Source organism: Saccharothrix isguenensis, assembly GCF_052936305.1.
Genome location: NZ_CP193626.1, coordinates 2,952,973 through 2,973,417, shown reverse-complemented (window position 1 = coordinate 2,973,417; position 20,445 = coordinate 2,952,973). Strand labels below are relative to the sequence as shown.

18 protein-coding genes are annotated in these 20,445 nt (G+C 72.3%); 7 read left to right on the top strand and 11 right to left on the bottom strand.

The genetic code is table 11. The annotated features are described in order from the left end of the window. The first annotated feature begins 284 nt into the window (after positions 1-284). Together ACRAKI_RS14025 and ACRAKI_RS14020 are read left to right on the top strand one after the other, a co-directional pair. Positions 285-1,691, top strand: coding sequence for a sugar transferase (locus tag ACRAKI_RS14025; RefSeq protein ID WP_447007510.1), 1,407 nt, complete (start codon positions 285-287; stop codon positions 1,689-1,691). After that, a complete protein-coding gene (locus ACRAKI_RS14020; protein WP_447007509.1) occupies positions 1,673-3,094 on the top strand; it encodes a putative glycoside hydrolase family 15 protein in 1,422 nt (473 codons plus the stop codon). Before ACRAKI_RS14025 ends, ACRAKI_RS14020 begins: the two co-directional genes overlap by 19 nt. Positions 3,095-3,163: 69 nt before the next feature. Here the strand turns inward: ACRAKI_RS14020 and ACRAKI_RS14015 are convergent, their stop codons facing one another. The 9 genes from ACRAKI_RS14015 to ACRAKI_RS13975 are packed head-to-tail and all read right to left on the bottom strand — an operon-like array spanning position 3,164 to position 12,946. After that, positions 3,164-4,276 (bottom strand): glycosyltransferase family 4 protein, encoded by a 1,113-nt coding sequence (locus ACRAKI_RS14015; protein WP_447007508.1) that lies wholly within the window; start codon positions 4,274-4,276, stop codon positions 3,164-3,166. Then, positions 4,273-5,346 carry a glycosyltransferase gene (locus ACRAKI_RS14010; protein ID WP_447007507.1) on the bottom strand — a complete coding sequence of 358 codons (1,074 nt, stop codon included), beginning with the start codon at positions 5,344-5,346 and terminating at the stop codon, positions 4,273-4,275. The genes ACRAKI_RS14015 and ACRAKI_RS14010 overlap by 4 nt, the downstream gene beginning before the upstream one ends. Next, on the bottom strand, positions 5,343-6,755 hold the full coding sequence (locus ACRAKI_RS14005; protein WP_447007506.1) for an oligosaccharide flippase family protein: 1,413 nt from the start codon (positions 6,753-6,755) through the stop codon (positions 5,343-5,345). Before ACRAKI_RS14005 ends, ACRAKI_RS14010 begins: the two co-directional genes overlap by 4 nt. Next, positions 6,752-8,020, bottom strand: coding sequence for a glycosyltransferase 87 family protein (locus ACRAKI_RS14000; protein ID WP_447007505.1), 1,269 nt, complete (start codon positions 8,018-8,020; stop codon positions 6,752-6,754). Before ACRAKI_RS14000 ends, ACRAKI_RS14005 begins: the two co-directional genes overlap by 4 nt. Continuing rightward, positions 8,014-8,877, bottom strand: a complete 864-nt coding sequence (locus ACRAKI_RS13995; RefSeq protein WP_447007504.1) for a hypothetical protein — start codon at positions 8,875-8,877, stop codon at positions 8,014-8,016. Before ACRAKI_RS13995 ends, ACRAKI_RS14000 begins: the two co-directional genes overlap by 7 nt. Before the next feature lie 11 nt (positions 8,878-8,888). Continuing rightward, positions 8,889-9,932 carry a glycosyltransferase gene (locus tag ACRAKI_RS13990; RefSeq protein ID WP_447007503.1) on the bottom strand — a complete coding sequence of 348 codons (1,044 nt, stop codon included), beginning with the start codon at positions 9,930-9,932 and terminating at the stop codon, positions 8,889-8,891. A 1-nt stretch (position 9,933) separates the two neighbouring features. Further along, positions 9,934-11,166, bottom strand: a complete 1,233-nt coding sequence (locus ACRAKI_RS13985; RefSeq protein ID WP_447007502.1) for an O-antigen ligase family protein — start codon at positions 11,164-11,166, stop codon at positions 9,934-9,936. Continuing rightward, on the bottom strand, positions 11,163-12,113 hold the full coding sequence (locus tag ACRAKI_RS13980; RefSeq protein ID WP_447007501.1) for a polysaccharide deacetylase family protein: 951 nt from the start codon (positions 12,111-12,113) through the stop codon (positions 11,163-11,165). The genes ACRAKI_RS13985 and ACRAKI_RS13980 overlap by 4 nt, the downstream gene beginning before the upstream one ends. Further along, positions 12,110-12,946, bottom strand: coding sequence for a hypothetical protein (locus tag ACRAKI_RS13975; RefSeq protein ID WP_447007500.1), 837 nt, complete (start codon positions 12,944-12,946; stop codon positions 12,110-12,112). Before ACRAKI_RS13975 ends, ACRAKI_RS13980 begins: the two co-directional genes overlap by 4 nt. Positions 12,947-13,165: 219 nt before the next feature. On the opposite strand from ACRAKI_RS13975, the gene ACRAKI_RS13970 reads away from it, so the two are divergent. After that, positions 13,166-13,801, top strand: a complete 636-nt coding sequence (locus tag ACRAKI_RS13970) for a class I SAM-dependent methyltransferase (protein WP_447007499.1) — start codon at positions 13,166-13,168, stop codon at positions 13,799-13,801. 79 nt (positions 13,802-13,880) lie between these two features. Here ACRAKI_RS13970 and ACRAKI_RS13965 read toward each other — a convergent pair whose 3' ends face one another. Both ACRAKI_RS13965 and ACRAKI_RS13960 read right to left on the bottom strand, forming a co-directional pair. Then, positions 13,881-14,756: an NAD-dependent protein deacetylase gene (locus ACRAKI_RS13965; RefSeq protein WP_447007498.1), complete on the bottom strand. Its 876-nt coding sequence runs from the start codon at positions 14,754-14,756 to the stop codon at positions 13,881-13,883. Between the two features lie 28 nt (positions 14,757-14,784). Further along, positions 14,785-15,825, bottom strand: coding sequence for a LacI family DNA-binding transcriptional regulator (locus tag ACRAKI_RS13960; protein ID WP_447007497.1), 1,041 nt, complete (start codon positions 15,823-15,825; stop codon positions 14,785-14,787). 69 nt (positions 15,826-15,894) lie between these two features. Here ACRAKI_RS13960 and ACRAKI_RS13955 point away from each other — a divergent pair, with 69 nt between their 5' ends. The 4 genes from ACRAKI_RS13955 (at position 15,895) to ACRAKI_RS13940 (ending at position 20,438) form a co-directional block, all read left to right on the top strand. Continuing rightward, entirely contained in the window at positions 15,895-17,850 is a 1,956-nt protein-coding gene (locus ACRAKI_RS13955) for a glycoside hydrolase 5 family protein (protein ID WP_447007496.1), read from the top strand. After that, positions 17,847-19,076 (top strand): D-mannonate dehydratase ManD, encoded by a 1,230-nt coding sequence (manD, locus tag ACRAKI_RS13950; protein WP_447007495.1) that lies wholly within the window; start codon positions 17,847-17,849, stop codon positions 19,074-19,076. The genes ACRAKI_RS13955 and manD overlap by 4 nt, the downstream gene beginning before the upstream one ends. A gap of 6 nt (positions 19,077-19,082) precedes the next feature. After that, positions 19,083-19,664 carry a dihydrofolate reductase family protein gene (locus ACRAKI_RS13945; protein WP_447007494.1) on the top strand — a complete coding sequence of 194 codons (582 nt, stop codon included), beginning with the start codon at positions 19,083-19,085 and terminating at the stop codon, positions 19,662-19,664. Between the two features lie 81 nt (positions 19,665-19,745). After that, positions 19,746-20,438, top strand: a complete 693-nt coding sequence (locus ACRAKI_RS13940) for a class I SAM-dependent methyltransferase (RefSeq protein WP_447007493.1) — start codon at positions 19,746-19,748, stop codon at positions 20,436-20,438. The last annotated feature ends 7 nt before the right edge of the window (positions 20,439-20,445 follow it).

The window sequence follows — 20,445 nt, the reverse complement described above, 5'->3', positions numbered from 1 at the left end:
TAGATTCGACCACCCCCGCCGGTATCTGGCTGCACGGCAGGATGAATTCGAACGGAGAACAGACCCGACGATCACCGGAAGGAGGAATGTTGTTCATCGAAAGAGTGAACTAAACACCGAAGAATCACGCTTGGTGCACACGAAGTGCGCAGAGATTCCCGTTCGCATGGTCTCGAACGGGTGACCAATATCGAGTTCGCGGTTGGGAAGGACGTCGTCCGAATGTGGTGTGGCGTGGACGGGACGAGCTCGGGCCCTGGCAAGGGCGGTCCGAGGTGAACGGGGTGGGATCGGCGACGACCTCGCCGCTGGAGTCGGAGTGGCGGCGCGCGAGGCCGCGGACGGTGTCGCGGCCGGACCTCCTCCGGCGGGTGAACGCGGTGGCGGTGCTGCTGGTCGCCGTCGACGTGACGGCGGTGGTCGCGGTGGCCCTCCGGTTCTCACCGGACCCCCGGTGGATCGCGGTGGTCGCGGCGGCGCTGCTCGGCGTGCGAGGCGCGTGCGGCCTCTACCGGCGGCGGCTGTGGCTGTCGTGGTTCCACGACCTGCCGCGCTCGATCGGCGCGACGGCCGTGGCGTTCGCCCTGGTCACGCTGGTCGGGCTGATCGGCCAGGCACCGTCGGACGCCACCGCGAGGGCCCAGTGGTCGGTGCTGGCCTTCGCCGCGCTGAGCGAACCGGCCCGGCTCGGCGTGTTCGCCTTCGGCCGCTGGTGCCGGCGCAAGTTCCACCGCTGCGACCGCACGATCGTGGTCGGCGCCGGGAAGGTCGGGGGCGACCTCGTCGGCGCGATGATCGCGCACCCGGAGTTCGGCCTGCGCCCGGTCGGGTTCGTCGACCCGGAGCCCGCCCTCGACCGCGCCGCCCTGCCGGTCGACCTGCTGGACGAGGACCTGGCCGACGCGATCACCCGGTTGGGTGTCGGCACGGTGGTGCTGGCGTTCTCGCACGCCCGCGAGTCGTCCGTGGTCGACTCGGCCATCACCGCGCACCGGCTGGGCTGCACCACCCTGGTCGTGCCCCGGATGTTCGAGCTCTACCAGGACGGGCCGGACATCGAACGGCTGCGCAGCTACCCGCTGATGCGGCTGGGCACCGCGCCGACCAGCAGGCCGAGCTGGTGGGTCAAGCGCGGCATGGACGTGCTGCTGGCCGCCGTGGCGCTGGTCGTGCTCGCGCCGGTGATCGCGCTGTGCGCGCTGGCCGTGCTGCTGGAGAGCGGCCGACCGGTGATCTTCCGCCAGGTCCGGGTCGGGATGGATGATCAGCCATTCGTGCTCTACAAACTGCGCAGCGTGAGAATGAGTGGCGAAGACGATTCCCAAGTCACCTGGTCGGTGGTCGGGGATCGCCGGGTCGGGCCAGTAGGACGATTTCTGCGTAGCAGTTCGCTGGACGAACTCCCCCAGTTGTGGAACATCCTCCGGGGAGACATGTCCATCGTCGGGCCGCGACCCGAACGACCGGGTTTCGTCCGCGAGTTCTCGGCTATCCACGAGTTGTACTGGGCCAGGCACCGGGTTCCGACGGGACTCACCGGGCTCGCACAGGTGCACGGGCTGCGGGGGGACACCTCGATTGTCGACAGGTCTCGATATGACAACTACTACATAGCCAACTGGTCGTTGTGGCTGGACGTCAAAATCCTGTTGCAGACTGTGGGTGAGCTGTTGTGCCGAAGGAATCGCTGAACCGACGACCAGGTCACGGGCTGGGCAGCCGACTGCTCGGCCTGTTGTGCGCCGCCGCCCTCCTCTTGCCGAGCATCGGGTGCACCGCCGTGGACGCGTCCGCGCCCGACGTCGGGCCGCCTGGGGACCCGCTCGGCCCGCTGCCGAAGCCGCTGGCGCCGTGCGGCTGGTGGTACGGCATCGGCGAGCCGCCCACGTCCAGGGACCTGGAGTTCGCGGCGCGCCACTACAGCCTGGTGGTGCTCAACGCGACCGAGACGGCGGCGCTGCGGCAGCTCAAGCAGCTCAACCCCAAGATCAAGGTGCTGGTCTACAAGGACTTCTCCAGCGCGCGCAACTACCCCGGCGCGGTGCATGGCGACGACGACGCCCCGCTGCTGCCCACCGGCATCGGCTACTTCAAGGCGCAGCGGGAGAGCCCGCACTGGTTCGCGGTGGACACGTCGGGGTCGCGGATCGAGTGGAAGAGCTACCCGAAGCACTGGCAGATGACGGTGTGGGACCCGGCGTACCAGAAGGCGTGGAGCGACGCGGTCACCGCCGAGGTGGTGCGCGAGGGCTGGGACGGCGTGCTGGCGGACAACGACTTCAGCACCCTGAAGCACTACTCGTCGGCCGTGCTGAAGGGCGCGGAGGACGCGGAGGAGTCGGACCGGATCATCCGCGAGGGCATGGACAAGTTCCTCGCCACGGCCGGCGACTCCCTGCACCAAGCCGGGAAGATGCTCATCCCGAACGTGTCCGAATCGCACCTCACCGCCGGGCGGTGGGCGGCGCACTCCCGGTACGACGGCGCGATGGAGGAGAACTTCGGGCTCCGCGACACCGGTACGGGTGAACTTCTCACCTTCAAGGGGAACGAGTGGAAAGAGCTGCGGTCACAGGCCGCGCTCGGCGAGTCCTGGCTGCTGCTGATCACGCACACCAAGGGCGCGCGGGAGGAGCGCGTCGGCTACGCCACGGCGGCGCTGTTGGCGAGCCCGTTCACGTGCTGGTCGGGGGCGACGACCAAGGACTACCGCGACCCCGACTGGTCGCGGTACCAGGGGTCCGCGCTCGGCGAGGCGACCGAGACGGCGAACCAGCTGCCGTCCGGCGTGTGGGACCGGCGGTTCACCGGCGGGTACGTGGTGGTGAACCCGACCGGGAAGACGGCCCAGGTGACGCCGCCGGAGGGGTTGGTGGACTTCGACGGGGGCGAGCCCGCGCCGACCACGATCGACGTGGCCGGCGGCGACGCCGTGATCCTGGTCAAGCCCGAGACACCACCGACCACGAGCCCAACGCCGACCACCACCGCTCCCGCTCCGACCACCACGACAACCACCCCGCCAACGACGACCGCGACCACGACCACGACGGGCGCGACGACAACGCCCCCTGCGCCGCCGCCCGCCCCCTGAGTCCCGCGCCGTCTACGCCGCCGGCACGCGCTCCGTCAGCCCGACCCGCGCGGTGAGGTTCACCCGCCCCTACGACGTCGGCTCCCGCCCCGTGAGTTCGCGGTAGAGGGCGAGGTGGCGACGAGCGGACACGTGCGGCGCGAAGCGTTCCCGCGCCCGTTCGGCGAGCCGCTTGCCGATGTGCGCCGGGTCCGGATCGGCGAACAGCTCGCGCAGCCGCTCGGCCAGTTGGTCGACATCTCCCGGCGCGGCCAGTGCGACGGCGTCGTCCGGACCACCCAGCATGTCGGCCACCCCACCGGTGTCCGTCGCCACGACGGGCTTGCCCGCCGCCATCGCCTCGGCGACCACCAGCGGCTGCTGCTCCATCGTGGACGGCAGCACGAGCGCGTCGTGGTGCCGCAGCACTTCCGGCACGTCGGCCCGGAACCCCAGGAACGTCACCCGCCCACCCAGCGCCCGCGCCAGCTCCTCGGACCTGGCCCGCTCCGGACCGTCACCCACCACGGTCAACGTGGCGTCCGCCGGCATCACACCCGGCAGCGCCAGTGCCGCCAACAACGTGCCCAACCCCTTGCGCTCCACCAGCAGACCGACGAACACCAGCCGCCGCACCGGCCCGACCGGCAGGTGGACGTGCGCGGGCTCCACGCAGTTGTCGATGTGCGTCACCATGGTCGACGGCACCCGAAGCCGGGTCTCCAGGAACCGGCCCATCTCCCGCGCCGGCACCACCGTCCGGTGCACGGCACGCGCCACCACGGCATCAGCGGCCAGCACGGTCCGCGTGTACGCGGAAGGTTGCGCAGCACCCGGAACACCCCGGAACCACTGCTCCCCCACGTCGTCCGGCACGCCGTGGTACGTCTGGACCACCTTGTGGCGCCACCGCAGCCCGGCGCAGACCAGCCCGGCCCGCCGGTCCTGGGCGTGCACCACATCGGGCTCCCACGCCCGCACCGCCGCCCGCGCCCGCCGCCCGGCACGCACGTCGGCCTTGTCCCCGACCTCCACCAGCTCGTGGTGCCCGGTCACCACCTCCGCACCCCGGCGCGGCACCGGCCCGAACACCCGCACGTCCGCCTCGCCGGTCGCCAGCAACGCCCGCGCCAGCCGCACGGTGACGTCCACCGGTCCCCCGCCGGACTGGGTCAGCAGGTACGCGATCCGCAGTCGGTTCACCGGGCACCCACCACGAGCTTGTCCACCAGGGTCGCGACCTGGTCGGCCACCTGCCGCCGGTCGAACAGCAGCTCCACCCGCCGCCTGCCCCGCTCGCCCTCCCCGTCTGCCAGCGCGGGATCGGCGAGCCGCTCCGCGACCGCCTCGGCCAATGCCTCGACGTCACCGTCCGGCAGCACCGCACCGGCCTCACCGACGCTCTGCCGCACCCCGCTGACGTCGAACGCCACCACGGAACGCCCGCACGCCATCGCCTCCAGCGGCACCAGCGCCATCCCCTCGGCCCGTGACGGCAGCACGACCACGTCGGCGGCGGCGTAGAAGTCGGCGACCTCGTCGTCGTGCCCCCACCAGCGCACGGACTCGTCGCCGCAGGCCGCCCGCCACCGCTCGCCCATCGGTCCGTCGCCGACCAGCACCAGCCGCGCGTCCGACACCTTCGCCCGCACCGCCGGCCACGCCGCGAGCAGCCGGTCCTGCCCCTTGAGCGGCGCGAGCCGACCCACGCACACCGCCGTGGGCACGTCCGGGAGCCCCAACCGCCATCGCGCGGCAACCCGGTCCGAGGGCCGCAGCCGGTCGACGTCCACGCCGTTGCACACCACTTCCGCCGAACCTCCCACGCCGACCGCGCGCCCGACCGCCAGTTCGTCGTCGCTCACGCACACGAGCTGGTGCGTCCACCGCGACGCCACCCGTTCCCAGGCGCGGGACGCACCCGCCACCAACCCGGTAGCGGTCTGGAACGACCACAGGTGCGGCTGGAACAACGTCGGCCGCCGCCCGCGCACCACCAGCCGGCCGACCAGACCGGCCTTGGAGCTGTGCAGGTGCACGACGTCCGGCGCGAGGTCCCGCAGGATCCGCCGGAGCCGCACCACCTCCGCGACCGTCCCGAACCCCGGCTGCCGACCCGCCGGCCAGTCGCGCACCTCGATCCCCAGCCCCCGTGCCCGTTCGCCGAGCGGACCGGGCGGGCACACCACGACCACCGTCCACCCCAGCGCCCGCTGCGCCTCGGCCAACTCCAGCACCACCGACGCCACACCCGCCGTCACGGGTTGGCTCACGTGCACGACCTCCACCGGCGCACCACCTCCCGGTTCGCCGCCGACAAGACCACCCCGCACACCACCGTCAACACGGTCCCCTCGGCCAGCACCGCCGCCACCGAACCGGGCGGCCCGAACAAGTACGTCGCCACCGCCGCACAGCACCCCGCCGCGAGCACGACCCCGGCGGCGCCCTTCGCCAGCACCTCGAGCGGCGGTCCGAGCCCGCGCCGGGCCAACGCGCGCCAGGTGAGCGGCACCACCAGCCACGCGGCTGTGAGCTGGACCAGCGCGACCGCCACCACACCGTGCCGGGTGAACGCCAGCAGCCCGCCGACCAGCAGCACCAGGTGGGTCGCCTCCAGCGCCAGGTAGCGGCGGGCGTGCCCGGCCGCCTTGAGGACCTGGTACCAGACGTGCAGCAGGCTGATCCCCAAGCCGTACAGGCACAGCAGGGCCAACGGCGCCGCCGCGTCCGACCACCGCGCGCCGAACACCACGACCCGGTCCGCCAACGCCGCCGTCACCGCGTACAGGCCGCCGGTCACCGCCAGCACGGCCACCGTGAAGCGTCCGACCACTTCGGACAGCTCCTGCCCGTCCCTCATCATCCGTGCGCACAACGGGAGCACCACACCGCCGAGCACCACCGCCACCAGGATGTACGGCACCCACGCGATCCGGTACGCCAACGAGTACACGCCGACCGCCTCCGGCCCGTGCACGCGGGCGAGCGCCAGGTAGTCCAGGTTGATCAGCAGCACGGCCACCAGCGCACCCGGTCCGACCACCGCGATCCACCGCAGCGCCTCGGCCGCCGCGTCCGCGTCCCACACCGGTCGCACCCGCACCCCGACCACCACACCGAGCACCGGTTGCGCCACGGCCGTGCACAGCAGGCCGATGACCAGCGCGTACGGCCCGGCGCCCACCACCGCGAGCACGACCGTCACGATCGCACCGAGCACCGCGCCGCCCGCGTCGGGCAGCAGGCGACGGCGGAAGTCCAGGTCCCGGTGTAGCAGCCCCATCTGCACCCCGGCCACCGCCGAGAACGGCAGGCTCACCGCCGCCAGCCGCACCAGGGGCGCGGCGGCCGGAGCGTCCAGCGCCTGCGCCATCCCGTCCGCCGCGAGCACCAGCCCCAGCGCCAGCACCAGCCCGACGCCCGCGCTGAGGGTGAGCAACGTGCCCGCCACCCGGAGCGGGTCGCAGACCGTCCGGCTGACCACGTCGTAGACGCCCATCGACTGGACGACCTGCCCGATGTTCACCAGCGCCACGGCCAGCGCCACCAACCCCAGGCCCTCGGACGTGAGGAACGCGGCCAGCACGAGCGTGACGCCCATCTGGCTGCCCTTGCCGACCAGGTTGACCAGGAACAGCCACAGCGAACCGCGGACGGCCCGCTGACCGAGGGCCGTCACATCCGCACCGTCCCGCCGCCCGAGCAGCGGCGGGTGGCCGCGAAGCCCACTGCCAGCAGCCACGCCGCCACGACGGCGACACCGTCGACCGTCACGTCGACCCGCGCACCCAGCGAGTCCCGGATCGCCGAGCTCACGAAGTGCAGGTGCGCGAAGGGAACCAGGAGCAGCACCACCGACCACCACATGAGCCGCCAGTCCCGCTCGCGCGGGCGCCGCCACCACACGACACCCACCGCCACCATCGACGGCACGGCGATCAGCACGTCGCCCGGCTGGTGCACGACGGCCACGACCACCGCCAGGCACGTCAGCAGGTCCGCCGCGGCCGGCTTGCCCATCCGGTCCAGCCGCTTCGCGAGCACCGCGCTCACCGCGAGCACCCCGATCAGCACCACCAGTTCCGCACCCGCCGGCAACCAGCCCGTGACGCGGTAGAACACCGCCGCGAGGTCGACCCGTTGCGACACCAGCGAGTCCACCGCGCCGTACGCCGTCTCGTTGGCGTGCGCGAGGTTCGCCGCGATCACATCCGCGAACGGCCCCACCCCGCCACCGCGCACGATCAGCGGGACCACCACGACCAGGCTCGCCACCGCCGCGATCGCCGTGCCGACCAACGCCACCCGCTGTGACCCGCGCACGTACAGCAGCACCGCCAGCGGCAGGCCGAACTGCGGCTTGAGCCACGCGAGCGCCAACGCGACCGCCGCCCACTTCGGCGCGTCCCGCCGGGCCAGCAACGCGCCCGCCGCGCCGACCGCGATCAGCGGGTTCACCTGGCCGACGTACAGCTGCGCCTTGCCCACCTGGCTGAGCACGAGCAGCGTCGCGATCACCGCCGTGCCGAGTGCCACCGGCAGGTGCGGGCGCAGCCGTCCCGCCGCCAGCACCGCGAGCGCGACCAGCAGCACCAGCGACGCCAACGCGAACGCCACCGCGCCCACCCGGTACCCCGGCAGCGCGAACGGCGCGTGCAGCAGGAGGTGGTACGGCTGGTAGAGGTTGAAGTTCTGCCGCACCGGCCAGTGCTCGAACATCATCGCCGGGTGGTACGGGTTGCCGCCGGCCAGGAACTCCCGGACCGGGAAGTACAACGCGTCCCGGAAGTCCTGCATCCGTTCCTCGGACAGGGTGGCCAGGGTGGGCAGCGGCACCTCCCACGACGGCCGCAGCGCGCGCCACGCGGCCACCACCCCCACCAACGCCACCAGCGCGGTGAGCCCCGACCGCTTCCACAAACCGATCTTCACCGATGTCAACACGTCACCACCGCCACTACGGTCGCAGCGGCCGGCAGTGCGCCGACCACGGTCGCCAACTCGTCCTGTCGCCTGCCGTCCGCCGGGACGACCGCGATCACCGCGTCACCGTCGCCGGGCTCACCGGTCTTGTCCGGCAGTTCGGCGGCCAGCTCGTCGGCACGTGCGGTCAGTTCGGGGACCACGGCCACGACCCGCGCGGGCCGTGCCGACGCCTCGCACAGCACCGCCAGCCGTCGCCCCAGACCGGGGTCGTCGTCGGGCAGGACCGTGACCGGGTGCCGCACGCCACCGGCCGTCAACGCCGCTCGGATCAGGTCACCGGCACGGGTCCGGCGCAGGTGGCCGAAGGCGTGCGCGGCGAGACCCGCGATCACCCCGGCGATCAGCGCGAGGCCGAACGCCAACGGCCGGTCCGGTGCGGTCCGCGTGGTCTCGGGCCGGTCGAGTTGGCGGAGCCGGGCGGCGGGCGCGAGCAGGTCGACGTCCACCACGGCCCGCGCGATGCGCGTCGCGGCCTGCGCGGCCTCGTCGGCGGTCCGGGCGCGCACGGACAACCGGGCCAGGCCCGACGCGGGCACCAGCTCCACCGACACGCGCCGGGCCAGGTCGTCGATCGTGGTGCCCAGCTCCTGGGCGGGTTCGCGCAGCACGGACGGGCTGCGCGACACCTCGACCAGCGCGGGCAGCGACAGGGCGACGACCTCGCCGTACCGGGCGTGACCGGACTCGGCGGAGTTCTCGGCCGCCACCGCCAGCAGGCCGACGCGGCTCTCGTACTCCTCGCCGCCCACCTCGACCACGACCAGCACCACCACCGCGACCAGCAGCGCGACGCCGAGGCTGATCCTCACCTGCATCCCGGGCAGCCTCATGACACCCCGATCGCGGTGCGCAACAGCTCGTCGTAGGACCGCATCAGCAGGCGCGGGTCGTGCTGCCGCTGAACGGACGCGCGCCCCACTTCGCCCAGCTCGGCCCGCGCGCGGGGGTCGAACAGCAGTGACCGCAGCGCTTCCGCCGTCGCACCCGGGTCACGGCGCGGCACCAGGATGCCGCCGCCACCGGCCAGCGCCTGCCGCACACCGTCCACATCGGTCGCCACGACCGGGCGTCCGGCGGCCAGCGATTCCAGCACCGCGATCGGCATGCCCTCCCAGTCGCTGGCGAGCACGGTGACGTCGGCGGCGGCCAGCAGGTCCGGCACGTCGCACCGGTTGCCGAGGAACCGGACCCGGTCCCGGATGCCCAGCTCCGCCGCACGCAGGCGCAGCTCGTCGTGGAGGCTGCCGTCACCGGCGAGCCACAGCACCGCGTTGCCGCCGAGCTTCGCCCACGCCTCCAGCAGCACGTCGTGCCGCTTCTGCGGTTCCAGCCGGGCCGGGCACAGCGCGACCGGCACGTCGGGCGCGACGCCGTGCACCGCCCGCACCGCCGCCCGGTTCACCCTCTCCGTCTGCGGGAACACGGCGTTCGGTATCACCACCGGGTCCGCGACTCCCGCGGCGCGCAGCCGGTCGGCCGTCGCGTCGGCGACCGCGACGACCGTGCGCGAGGTGCGCTTGAGGATGCGGGCGGCACCGCTGTAGTCGCTTTCCGCCACGCCGTGGAAGACGGTCAGCAGCGGCAGCCGGCGCGGCAGCACGGCGAGCCGTGCGACCAGGCTGGCCGACACGTTGTGCGCCAGCACGACCTCCGGCCGGAAGGTGCGGATCGCGGCCTTGGTGGCGGTGGTCGCGCGGAGCACGCCGGTCGCCTTGCGCTCGGCCACCGGCACGGTGAACGTCGGCACGCCGCACGCGCGCAACGCCTCCGCCCGGTGCCCGCCGCCGCTGGCGACGGCCGACTGCCAGCCGAACTGCGCCCCCGCCCTGGCCATCCCGGCTACCAGGGCTTCGGCGCCACCGGTACCCATCTCACTGATCACGTGGAGCACACGCAACGTCGCTCGTCCTCCTCAGACGCAGGTCGGCCGCGGCCACGACCGCGACCAGCGACCACAACGGCAGGTAGTACTGCTGGGACAGGAAGGTGGAGGCGACCACGACCGCGATCAGGGACGCCTGCACGGCGACCATCGGCAACGGGTCGGCGGTGGTGCGCCGCACGCGTTCGCTGGTGACCGCGGTGAGCACCAGGAGCGCGGCGAACAGGGCGAACCCCGGCACGCCGAGTTCGGCGGCCACCTCCAGGTACATGCTGTGCGCCACCGGGGTCTGCTCGTCGATCTCGGCGTTGTGCGAGGCGGCCGGGTACCAGGCGCGGAACCCTCCCGGTCCGACGCCGAGGCCGGGGTGGTCGGCGACCATCCGCGCGGCGGCCTGCCAGCGCAGCTCACGGGTGTCCACATTGGTCCCGGCGATGTGGGACTTCTCGCTGATCGCCCGGTCCAGCTCCGGTCCGGCGAACAGGACGGCCGCCACGCCGAGCGCCGTCACGGCCACCGCCGCGCCCGTCACGGCCTTGAGCGGCAACGCGCGGCGGGCGAGCAGCCACGTCATGGCGGCCGTGAGGGCGAGGGCGCCGCCCCGGGAGAACGTCGCCGCGGCCCCTGCCACGAGCACGGCCGCGGCCACTACCGCGCCGCGGCGGAGGGCGACCAGCAGCGGTAGTGCGGCGACCAGGAAGTACGCGAGGTCGTTCGGGTCTTCCAGCGGACCGGTCGCCCGCGTCTCGCCCGCCGCGAGGAGGCTGTGCAGCGCCCCGACCGCTGCCATCACGGCTCCGGCGACGGTGGCCGCGAGGATCGCCCGGATCGGCACCTCGCGTGCCGCCACGTCGATCAGGACGACCGCGACCAGCAGGAACGGCAGCCAGCGGAGGAGGTACTCCATCGTGTACGGGCCGCCCGCGTGCAGCGCCGAGGACGTCAGCAGCACGACGGCGAGCAGGGCGAGGACCGCGTGGACCGGGTGTGGTTCCGGCGTTCGGCGCTGACGCACCCTGACCACGACCCAGGTGACGACGAGCAGGGCGGGTGGCAGCTTGGCGAGTTGGCCGTGCGCCTGGAGGAGGTAGCCCTCCAGCGGCGCGGCGAACACCGTCGCGCAGGCGAAGGCCCGCAGCAGCCACGTCATCCACCCGGCCGACTGCCCGGTCGCTCGTCCGGTCGTCCGCCAGGCACTCCTCCGGGCCATCCGCCAGGTCATCCGCCGCACCGCGCCAGGAGTCCGGTGTCGTGCTCGGGCAGGCGCGCTTCGAGTCGGCGGACGTGCTCGCCGGTGCCCACCACGTCGAAGTGGGCGCGCAGCGCGCCGAGCACCCAGCCCAGGAACTCGACCTTCCGCGCGCCCGGCACCGCCATGCCGGGGAAGAACTCCATGCCCGGGGCTTCGGCGGCGCCGAGCACGTCCGTGGGGTGCAGCAGCAACGACGGCTGCACGCCGCGCGCCCGGCACAGTCGCAACGCGGTGGTGAAGTAGCCGCGGGCGAGGAGGGGTGACACCTGGTGCAATTGGAGCAGGTAGGAGCCGTGGATGGGGACGCGCAGCAGCGGCATGGTGGTGACGGGCAGCTCGACCAGGCCCGTGCCGACGCGCCAGCGGTAGGCGGCGTTCGGGGCGCGGACGCGGGAGAAGCCGCCGAACAGGTCGCGGTCGCCGCCGGTGGGCGCGGTGCGGTTGTGGTAGGCGCGGGCGAGCGGGCCGATCCAGGTCGGCAGGGTGCTGGCGTCGTAGCGGTAGCCGCGTTCGGCCAGCAGTTCCAGCAGGTTGTGCGTGACGCTGTAGCCGGGGCCGCGGAAGCCGGTGGGCCGTGGCGCGCCGGCCGTGATGATGGCGTGCTCGGTGCGGGCGAGTTCGGCTTCGAGCCTGGTCCGGGAGTAGCGGTGCAGCCAGGGTTCGTGGCCGTAGGAGTGGTTGCCGATCTCGTGGCCGGCGGCGGTGATGTCGGCGACGGCCTGGGCGCCGTCGTCGCGCTCGACGTCCGCGCCGACGACGAACACCGTTGTGGTGAGGTCGTTCGTGCCGAACGCCTCCAGCAGTCGAGGCACGGCGGTGCGCAGGAAGCTGGGGCGGCGTTCCCACTCGGGGTTGCCGTGGGTCTTGAGGTAGGCCCAGAGGTTGTCGAGGTCGAGCGAGACGCTGGCGGTGCTCATCGGGTCACCTGTGCCGGGTTCGTCTTGGCGGTCTTCGCGAACCTGTCGGCCGAGCCGAGCAGCAGCACGCCGGACACGACCAGGCCCACGCCGAGCACGACCCACCACTCGCGGCCGGGGGTGATCCGGTCACCGAGGGCGGCGATGCCGATGACGGAGGTGACGACGACCGTGGTGGCGTCCATGGTCGCGACGGTGGAGGTGGCCGAGCCGCGGCGCAGGGAGAGGGCGAGGTAGGACTGGCCGACGAGCGCGGCGACGATCATCAGCCACGCCAACGGGTACAGCGGGAGGGTGAGGAACGGTTCGTCGGCCAGGGTGCGGCTGGTCATGGCGACCACGGCGAACGTCAGCCCTGCCGCCGTGGCCAGCGGCACCACGCCCTTGACGCGCCGTTGGACGAGGACCAGGGCCACGATCGGGAGTCCGAAGAGGACGATGCCCAGGCCCTGCGGCACGTCGTGCGCGGTCGACGGGGTGGCCGCCGCGACGAGCAGCACCAGGCCGGTCGCCATCACGACGAGCACCACGACCTCGACCGTGCGGACCCTCCAGCCGAGCACGGTGATGCCGAAGAGGGTGGCCAGCCCGACGGCGCACGAGGACCCGGCCTGCACGAGGTAGAGCGGGAGCTCGGCGCGGGCCAGGAAGGCCAGCGCGAACCCGCCGACCTGGCCGGCGAAGCCGAGCAGGTAGAGCCGGTCCCGGGCGAGCCGGGCGAGCAGCCCGAGTCCGCCGACGCCTTCATCGGCGCGGCGGGAGGCGACCGACTGGGCGACGATGCCCAGCGCGTACAGCACCGCGGACGCGGCGAGTTCGAGGTAACCAGTCACGCGACTCTTCCCATGGAGACATCCGGCGCGCGGAAGCGGTCGGTGTGATCCCGATATCGGAGCGCGAGCGTAGAACCCGGATCTTCCCGACTCGATCGAGCGATAGGTCACTACCCGATCGAGTTATCCCCTCCGACTACGCAACGGAGGCTCGCCGGCGAGTTGCCGAGTTGGCAACAAACCTTGCCAGAACTGGCGCGTGTTCGGAGGATCGGTGACATGAACACGGATGTCAGCACGACCGAGGACCACTGGGAGTCGTTCTACCGCGAGAAGGGTCAGATCTGGACCGGCTCGGTCAACGAACTGCTCAAGAGAGAAGCCGAACAGCTCACTCCGGGCACCGCGCTCGACCTGGGCTGCGGCGAGGGCGGCGACGCGCTGTGGCTGGCCGCGCAGGGCTGGATGGTCACCGCGGTCGACGTGTCGAGCACGGCGCTGGCCCGCGGCGCGGCGCGGGCCACCGACGCCGGCCTGGCCGCGCGCATCGACTGGCGGCAGCACGACTTGGCGCGGTCGTTCCCGACCGGGACGTTCGACCTGGTCTCCGCGATGTTCCTGCACTCGGCGGTGGCCGCGGACGGTGAGCGGCACGGGATCCTGGCGCGGGCGGCCGAGGCCGTGGCGCCGGGCGGTGTGCTGCTGGTCGTCGGGCACGGCGGCTGGGCCACGTGGCAGCACGACCACCCGCACGCCCACCACCACTTCGACACCAACGCCGAGCTGCTGGACTCGCTCAAGCCGGACCAGCGCTGGACCGTGGAGGTGGACGAGACGGTCGAACGCGACATGCCCGGCCCCAACGGCGAACAGGGCACCCGCTCGGACCACGTCCTCCGCCTCCGCCTCCGCTAACCCCGCCCCGCGAGCCCTCCACTCCGACACCGCGAGTCGACCACCCGCACATGGACGACTCGCGGTGTTCGGGTGGGCGTTAGGGGAGGTGGGCCAGGAGGGTCGTCAGGGCTTGGCCCAGGGGGAGGTCCACGCGGACGGTGGCGTGGGGGTCGCCCCTGGTCTCACCCTGGTTGACGATGAGGACGGGTTTGCCGGTGGTGGCGGCGTGGCGGACGAAGCGCAGGCCGGACATGACCGTCAGCGAGGAGCCGAGCACCAGTAGCGCGTCGGCGGAGTCGACCGAGCGGTAGCACTGGTCCACCCGGGAGCGGGGGACGTTCTCGCCGAAGAAGACCACGTCCGGCTTGAGGGTGCCCGTACGGCAGTCGGCGCAGGCGACCAGCCGGAACGAGCGGACCTCGTGCTCGGCCAGGTCCACGTCGCCGTCCGGGTTGATGCGGGTCGCGGTCGCTTCGAACGACGGGTTGGCGGCACGGAGGCGGCGGTCCAGGTTTTCGCGGGCGCTGACGGCGCGGCAGTCCAGGCACACCACGCGGTCCAGGCTGCCGTGCAGTTCGACCACGTCGGGCGTGCCGGCGGCCTGGTGCAGTCCGTCGACGTTCTGCGTGATGACACCGGACAGGTGACCACGGGCGTGCAGTTCGGCGACGGCGTGGTGACCGGTGTTCGGCGCGGCACGGGCGATCGTCCGCCAGCCGAGGTGGCTGCGCGCCCAGTACCGGCGCCTGCCCTCGACGGTGCCGACGAACTCGTCGTACGTCATCGGCGTGTGCTTGCGCAGGCTGCCCGCCGCGCCCCGGTAGTCCGGGATGCCCGACTCGGTGGACAGGCCGGCGCCGCTGAGCACCAGCACCCGGCCGCCCGCGACCACCCGCACGACCTCGTCCAGGCTGGTCGTGCGCGGCAACGGGGTGCCGGTCGCCGTCCAGCTCAACGTCGGCCGTGTGCGCATGCGCTCCACTTTACGTGGGCCGGCGCCGCTACCGGCTGGTCAGCGGACCGGTGGACTCGCGGACCACCAGCTCGGGGGGACGGATGCCGACCGGGGCGTCCTCGACCTCCCCGAGGGACGCGAGGAGGACGCGGGCCGCCGCACGCCCGAGGCCGACGAGGTCCTGCCGCACGGTCGTGAGCTGCGGGTAGACGAGTTCGCCGAGCGGCAGGTCGTCGTGGCCGATCACGGACAGCTCACCGGGGACGTCCACCCCGAGCCGCCGCGCCGCGCTCATCCCCGCCACGGCCATCGAGTCGTTGGCGAACAGCACGGCGGTCGGGCGTCGGCGGTCGGCGAGCAGCCCGGAGACGGCGTCGACCGCGCCGGCGGCGGTGAAGTCCGACACGATCGCGTGGCTGGGCGTGAGGTCGTGCGCTGCCAGCGCCTCCTCGAACACCCGACGCCGGTAGACCGTGTGCACCCGGTCCTCGGGGCCGGAGACGTAGGCGACGCGCCGGTGCCCGTGCGCCACCAGGTGTTCGACGGCCGACCGGATCCCGTTGTCCAGCCCGGTCGCCTGCACGGCGGGCACCGGGTCGTCGCGCCACGGCGTGCCGATCAGCACGGTGTTCACGCCGAGGGTGCGCAGCAGGTCGAACCGGCTGTCGCCGATCAGGCTCTCGGTGAGCACGACGCCGTCGACCCGGCGTTCGTCGGCCAGCCTGCGGTAGGCGGCCTCCTCGGCGGACGGCTCCTCCCCCACGATGTGCAGCAGCAGGCCGTACCCGAGCGGCGACAGTTCGCTCTCGATGCCGGAGATCAGCAGGGTGAAGTGCGGGTCGGCGCTGAGCAGGTCCGGTGAGCGCTTGGCGACCATGCCGATGGCCCGGGTCTTCGCCGAGCGCAGGGCGACGGCGGCGGCGGACGGCGTCCACTGGAGCTTGCGTGCGGCGGTCAGGACGCGTTCACGGGTGGGCGCGGAGATGCTGCCCTTGCCGTTGACGACCTTCGACACGGCCGCCACCGACACACCCGCGAGGGCGGCGACGTCAGCGATCGTGGGCTTGCCCTGAGCACGTCTCACCACCAGGCGAACGTTACACCGCTTGGTCGCTGTGCCTCGACATACGTGCAGTTAAACGATATACCTATGTGCATGCAGCGCAACTCCGCCAAGCTCGCCGACGCCGACGGCTCCCCGCTGATCTGGGTCGGGGTCAACTACTGGTCGCGCACCGGCGGCCCGCTGATGTGGCGCGACTACGACCCGTCCGTGGTGGACGAGGAGCTGCGGGTGATGCGCGACCACGGCATCGGCCTGACCCGCAGCTTCTTCTACTGGCCGGACTTCATGCCCACCGAGGACGCGCTGGACGGGACGCTCCTGACCAGGTACGACGACTTCCTCGACCGGCACCTCGCGCTGGGCATGCGGACGATCCCGACGTTCGTCGTCGGGCACATGTCCGGCCAGAACTGGGACCCGGCGTGGCGGAACGGCCGGGACGTCTTCACCGACGAGTCGTTCCTGGAGCGGCAGCGCTGGTACGTCCGGGAGCTGACCGCCCGGTGGAAGGACCACCCGGCGGTCGCGGGATGGCTGCTGAGCAACGAGATCCCGATCTACGCGGACTGGAAGTCCCGGGGCATCGGCACGCTCGACGCGGACGCGGTGACGGCGTGGGCGGCGGCGTTGATCGGCGAGGTCCGGGCGGCGGGCGCGACGCAGCCCGTGTCGGTCGGCGACGGCGCCTGGGGCGTGGAGGTCACCGGGCTGGACAACGGCTTCCGGGTCCGAGACCTGGCGCCGCTGATCGACTTCCACGGGCCGCACGTCTACCGGATGGAGGACGACCAGTTCCGGCTGCACCTCGGCGCGGCGTTCGTCTGCGAGCTGCTGGACATCGGCGGCAAGCCGGTGGTCATGGAGGAGTTCGGGGTGACGTCCGACTACGCCTCCGAGGCCAACGCGGCGCACTACTACCGGCAGGTCCTGCACACGACGCTGCTGGCGGGCGCGACGGGCTGGATACCGTGGAACAACACCGACTACGACGACCTGGCCGACCAGGACCCGTACCGGCACCACCCGTTCGAGATGCACTTCGGGCTGACCGACTCCCGGGGACGGCCGAAGCAGCAGTTGCGGGAGGTGCACGCGTTCACGGAAGTGCTGCGGCGCACGGACTTCGGCCGGTTGCGGCGGCCGGACACGCGGATCGCGTTGCTGGTGTCGTCGTTCCTGGAGGCGCAGTACCCGTTCACGCAGCCCGAGGACGCGACGAGCGTGGCGAACAACTGCCGCCAGGCGTACATCGCGGCGAGGGAGGCGGACCTGCCGGTGGGCGTGGTGCGGGAGCTGGACGGCGTGCCGGACGACTGCGCGCTGTACCTGGCGCCGTCGGTCAAGCAGCTCACCGCGCCGACGTGGCGGACGTTGGTGGAGCGCGCCGCGGCCGGTGCGGTGGTGTACGCGTCGTACTTCGTCGGTGAGCACCGGACGCAGCGCGGGCCGTGGTGGCCGAAGCTGGACGAGACGTTCGGCGTGGTGAAGCAGCTGCGGTACGGGTTGGTCGACCCGATCGAGGACGACGAGCTGCGGATGGTGTTCGTCCGGGACTTCGGCGGTGTCGGGGCGGGCGAGGAGCTGGTGTTCCGGGTCGGCGGGACGGAGAACTCGCGGGCGTTCCTCCCGGTGGTGCCCGATGGCGCGGAGGTGATCGCGGTGGACGGGCGCGGTCGGCCCGCGCTGCTGCGGCACCGGGTGGGCGACGGGTGGATGGTGCTGTGCACGTACCCGTTGGAGCACATGGCGGCGATGACCCCCCGGGTGAACCCCGAGCCGACGTGGCGGCTGTACGCGGCTCTGGCGGCGTCGGCCGGTGTGACGCCGTGGGTGCGGGTCGACGACCCGTTGGTGATGACGGGGTTGATGGAGCACTCGACCGACGGGCGGGTGTTCGCGTGGTTCATCAGCCAGCACGCGTCACCGGTGGTGGCGCGGCCCGTGGTGGACGGGGCTTTGGTGGCGCTGGACGGTGCGGCTCTGTCCACTGTGGAGCTTGACGCGTATGGCGTGTCGGTGGCGGAAGTGCGGAGGGCTCAGTCGTGAAGATCGCTGCGGCGGAGGTGGTGGTGACCAGCCCGGGGCGGAACTTCGTCACGCTGCGGATCACCACCGAGGACGGGATCACCGGTCTGGGCGACGCCACGCTGAACGGCCGCGAGCTGGCGGTGGAGGCGTACCTGCGCGAGCACGTCGTGCCGCTGCTGATCGGGCGGGACGCGTCGGCCGTCGAGGACACCTGGCAGTACCTGTACCGGGGCGCTTACTGGCGGCGCGGCCCGGTGACGATGGCCGCGATCGCCGCCGTCGACACCGCGTTGTGGGACATCAAGGCGCGTGCCGCCGGGATGCCGCTGTACCAGCTGCTGGGTGGTGCGTGCCGGGTCGGTGCGTTGGCGTACGGGCACGCGTCGGGGCGTGACCTGCCGGAACTGTTCGACTCGATCCGGCTGCACCTGGAGCTGGGGTTCCGGGCGATCCGGGTGCAGACCGGAATCCCGGGGCTGGACACGGTGTACGGGGTCGCGGCGTCGGCGGCGGGCGGTGGGGATCGGTACGACTACGAGCCGGCGCGAGCCGGTGTGCTGCCGGTGGAGGAGAGCTGGGACACGCGCGCCTATCTGCGGCACGTGCCTTCCGTGTTCGAGGCGGTGCGGGCGGAGTTCGGGCCGTCGTTGCCGTTGCTGCACGACGGCCACCACCGGATGACCCCGATCGAGGCGGCCCGGTTGGGCAAGGCGCTGGAGCCGTACGACCTGTTCTGGCTGGAGGACGCCACGCCGGGTGAGGACCAGGCGGCGCTGCGGCTGATCCGGCAGCACACCACGACGCCGCTGGCGATCGGCGAGGTGTTCAACTCCATCCACGACTACACGACGTTGCTGAGCGAGCGGTTGATCGACTACGTCCGCTCGGCGGTGACGCACACCGGTGGCGTGACGGCGTTGAAGAAGGTGCTGGACTTCGCGGCGGTGTACGGGGTCAAGTCGGGGATGCACGGGCCGACGGACATCTCGCCGGTGGGCATGGCCGCCGCGTTGCACCTGGACCTGGCGGTGCACAACTTCGGAATCCAGGAGTACATGCCGCACACGGCGGCGACGCTGGAGGTGTTCCGGACGTCCTACACGTTCGCGGACGGGCTGCTGCACCCGTCGGACACGCCCGGGTTGGGTGTGGAGTTGGACCTGGACGCGGCCGGGCGGTTCCCCTACCGTGCCGCGTACCTGCCGGTGAACCGACTGGCGGACGGCACCCTCCACGACTGGTGAGCGGCAATGCGGCGGATCATCTTCTCCTCGTCGGTGTCCGTTGACGGCTTCTTCGAGGGGCCGGACGGCGAGATCGACTGGCACGTCGTGGACGACGAGTTGCACCAGCACATGAACTCGTGGCTGGGGCGGATGGGCGCGTTCTTGAGCGGGCGGCGCACGCATTCGCTGATGGCGGGGCACTGGCCGACGGCGGATCGCGACCCGGCGAGCACGGGGCCGGAGGTGGAGTTCGCGGGCATCTGGCGGGAGATGCCGAAGATCGTGTACTCGCGGACGCTGGAGTCGGCGGACTGGAACACGACCATCGTGCGGGACGTGGTGGTGGACGAGGTGCTGGCGTTGAAGGCTTCGGCGGGCGGGGACCTCGTGGTGGGCGGGCCGGACCTGGCGTCGACCTTCCGCCGGCACGGCCTGATCGACGAGTACCGGCTGTACGTCCACCCGGTGCTGATCGGTCGTGGGCGGCCGGTGTTCGGGCCGGAGGACCGCCGGACGGACCTGGACCTCATCGAGACCCGGACGTTCGGCACGGGCGTCGTGATGCAGCGCTACCGCGTCGGCGGCCGGCTCCTGAGCAGTGGGTGACGCCTTCGGGCGATCCTCTCGGGGCGGTGCGGTCGCGGTAAACCGGTTGCCTCGCAGCCGGCCCGCACTAGCCTCCGAGGGATGACCGAGAAGGCGCTGACCGCCGCCGGGCAGGACTGGGAAGAGCAGGCGCGGAACTGGATCGCCTGGGTGCGCGAACCCGGCTTCGACTCGTACTGGCGCTACCGCGACGCGTTCTTCGCGCTGGTGCCGACCGCGGGCCGGGCGACCCTCGACCTCGGCTGCGGCGAGGGCCGGGTGTCCCGCGACCTCGTCGGGCGAGGCCACCGGGTCACCGGCATCGACGCCTCGCCCACGCTGCTGGAAGCGGCGCGACAGGCTCACCCCGAAGGGCGGTACCTGCTCGCCGATTCGGCGGGCCTCCCCTTTTCTGACCACAGCTTCGACACCGTCATCGCCTACAACGTGTTGATGGACGTCGACGACCTGCCGGGCACCATCAGCGAGGTCGGCCGGGTGCTCGAACCGGGCGGCAGGCTCTGCCTGTCGATCACCCACCCGATCACCAACACCGGCAGCCGACAGGACGGCCTGTTCGTCCTCGACCGGCCCTACTTCGGACGTCACCGCTTCGAGGAGGAGGTCGAGCGGGACGGGATGCGGATGAAGTTCCAGGGGTGGAACCACCCGTTGAGCGCCTACACCGAGGCTTTGGAGATCTCCGGCCTGCTCATCGAGGCCCTCCGGGAACCGCAGGTCGACAACGACACGATCCCCTGGCACATGTGGGTCAGGGCAGTGCGTCCCCGCTAGCGCGTCC

Bases quoted from the DNA above. Each gene is read 5' to 3' on its own strand.
- ACRAKI_RS13990 (WP_447007503.1), bottom strand. From the start codon at position 9,932: ATGGGTACCGGTGGCGCCGAAGCCCTGGTAGCCGGGATGGCCAGGGCG.
- ACRAKI_RS13940 (WP_447007493.1), top strand. From the start codon at position 19,746: ATGACCGAGAAGGCGCTGACCGCCGCCGGGCAGGACTGGGAAGAGCAG.
- ACRAKI_RS13955 (WP_447007496.1), top strand. From the start codon at position 15,895: ATGCAGCGCAACTCCGCCAAGCTCGCCGACGCCGACGGCTCCCCGCTG.
- ACRAKI_RS13995 (WP_447007504.1), bottom strand. From the start codon at position 8,877: ATGCAGGTGAGGATCAGCCTCGGCGTCGCGCTGCTGGTCGCGGTGGTG.
- ACRAKI_RS13970 (WP_447007499.1), top strand. From the start codon at position 13,166: ATGAACACGGATGTCAGCACGACCGAGGACCACTGGGAGTCGTTCTAC.
- ACRAKI_RS13945 (WP_447007494.1), top strand. From the start codon at position 19,083: ATGCGGCGGATCATCTTCTCCTCGTCGGTGTCCGTTGACGGCTTCTTC.
- ACRAKI_RS13985 (WP_447007502.1), bottom strand. From the start codon at position 11,166: ATGACCTGGCGGATGGCCCGGAGGAGTGCCTGGCGGACGACCGGACGA.
- ACRAKI_RS13980 (WP_447007501.1), bottom strand. From the start codon at position 12,113: ATGAGCACCGCCAGCGTCTCGCTCGACCTCGACAACCTCTGGGCCTAC.
- ACRAKI_RS13965 (WP_447007498.1), bottom strand. From the start codon at position 14,756: ATGCGCACACGGCCGACGTTGAGCTGGACGGCGACCGGCACCCCGTTG.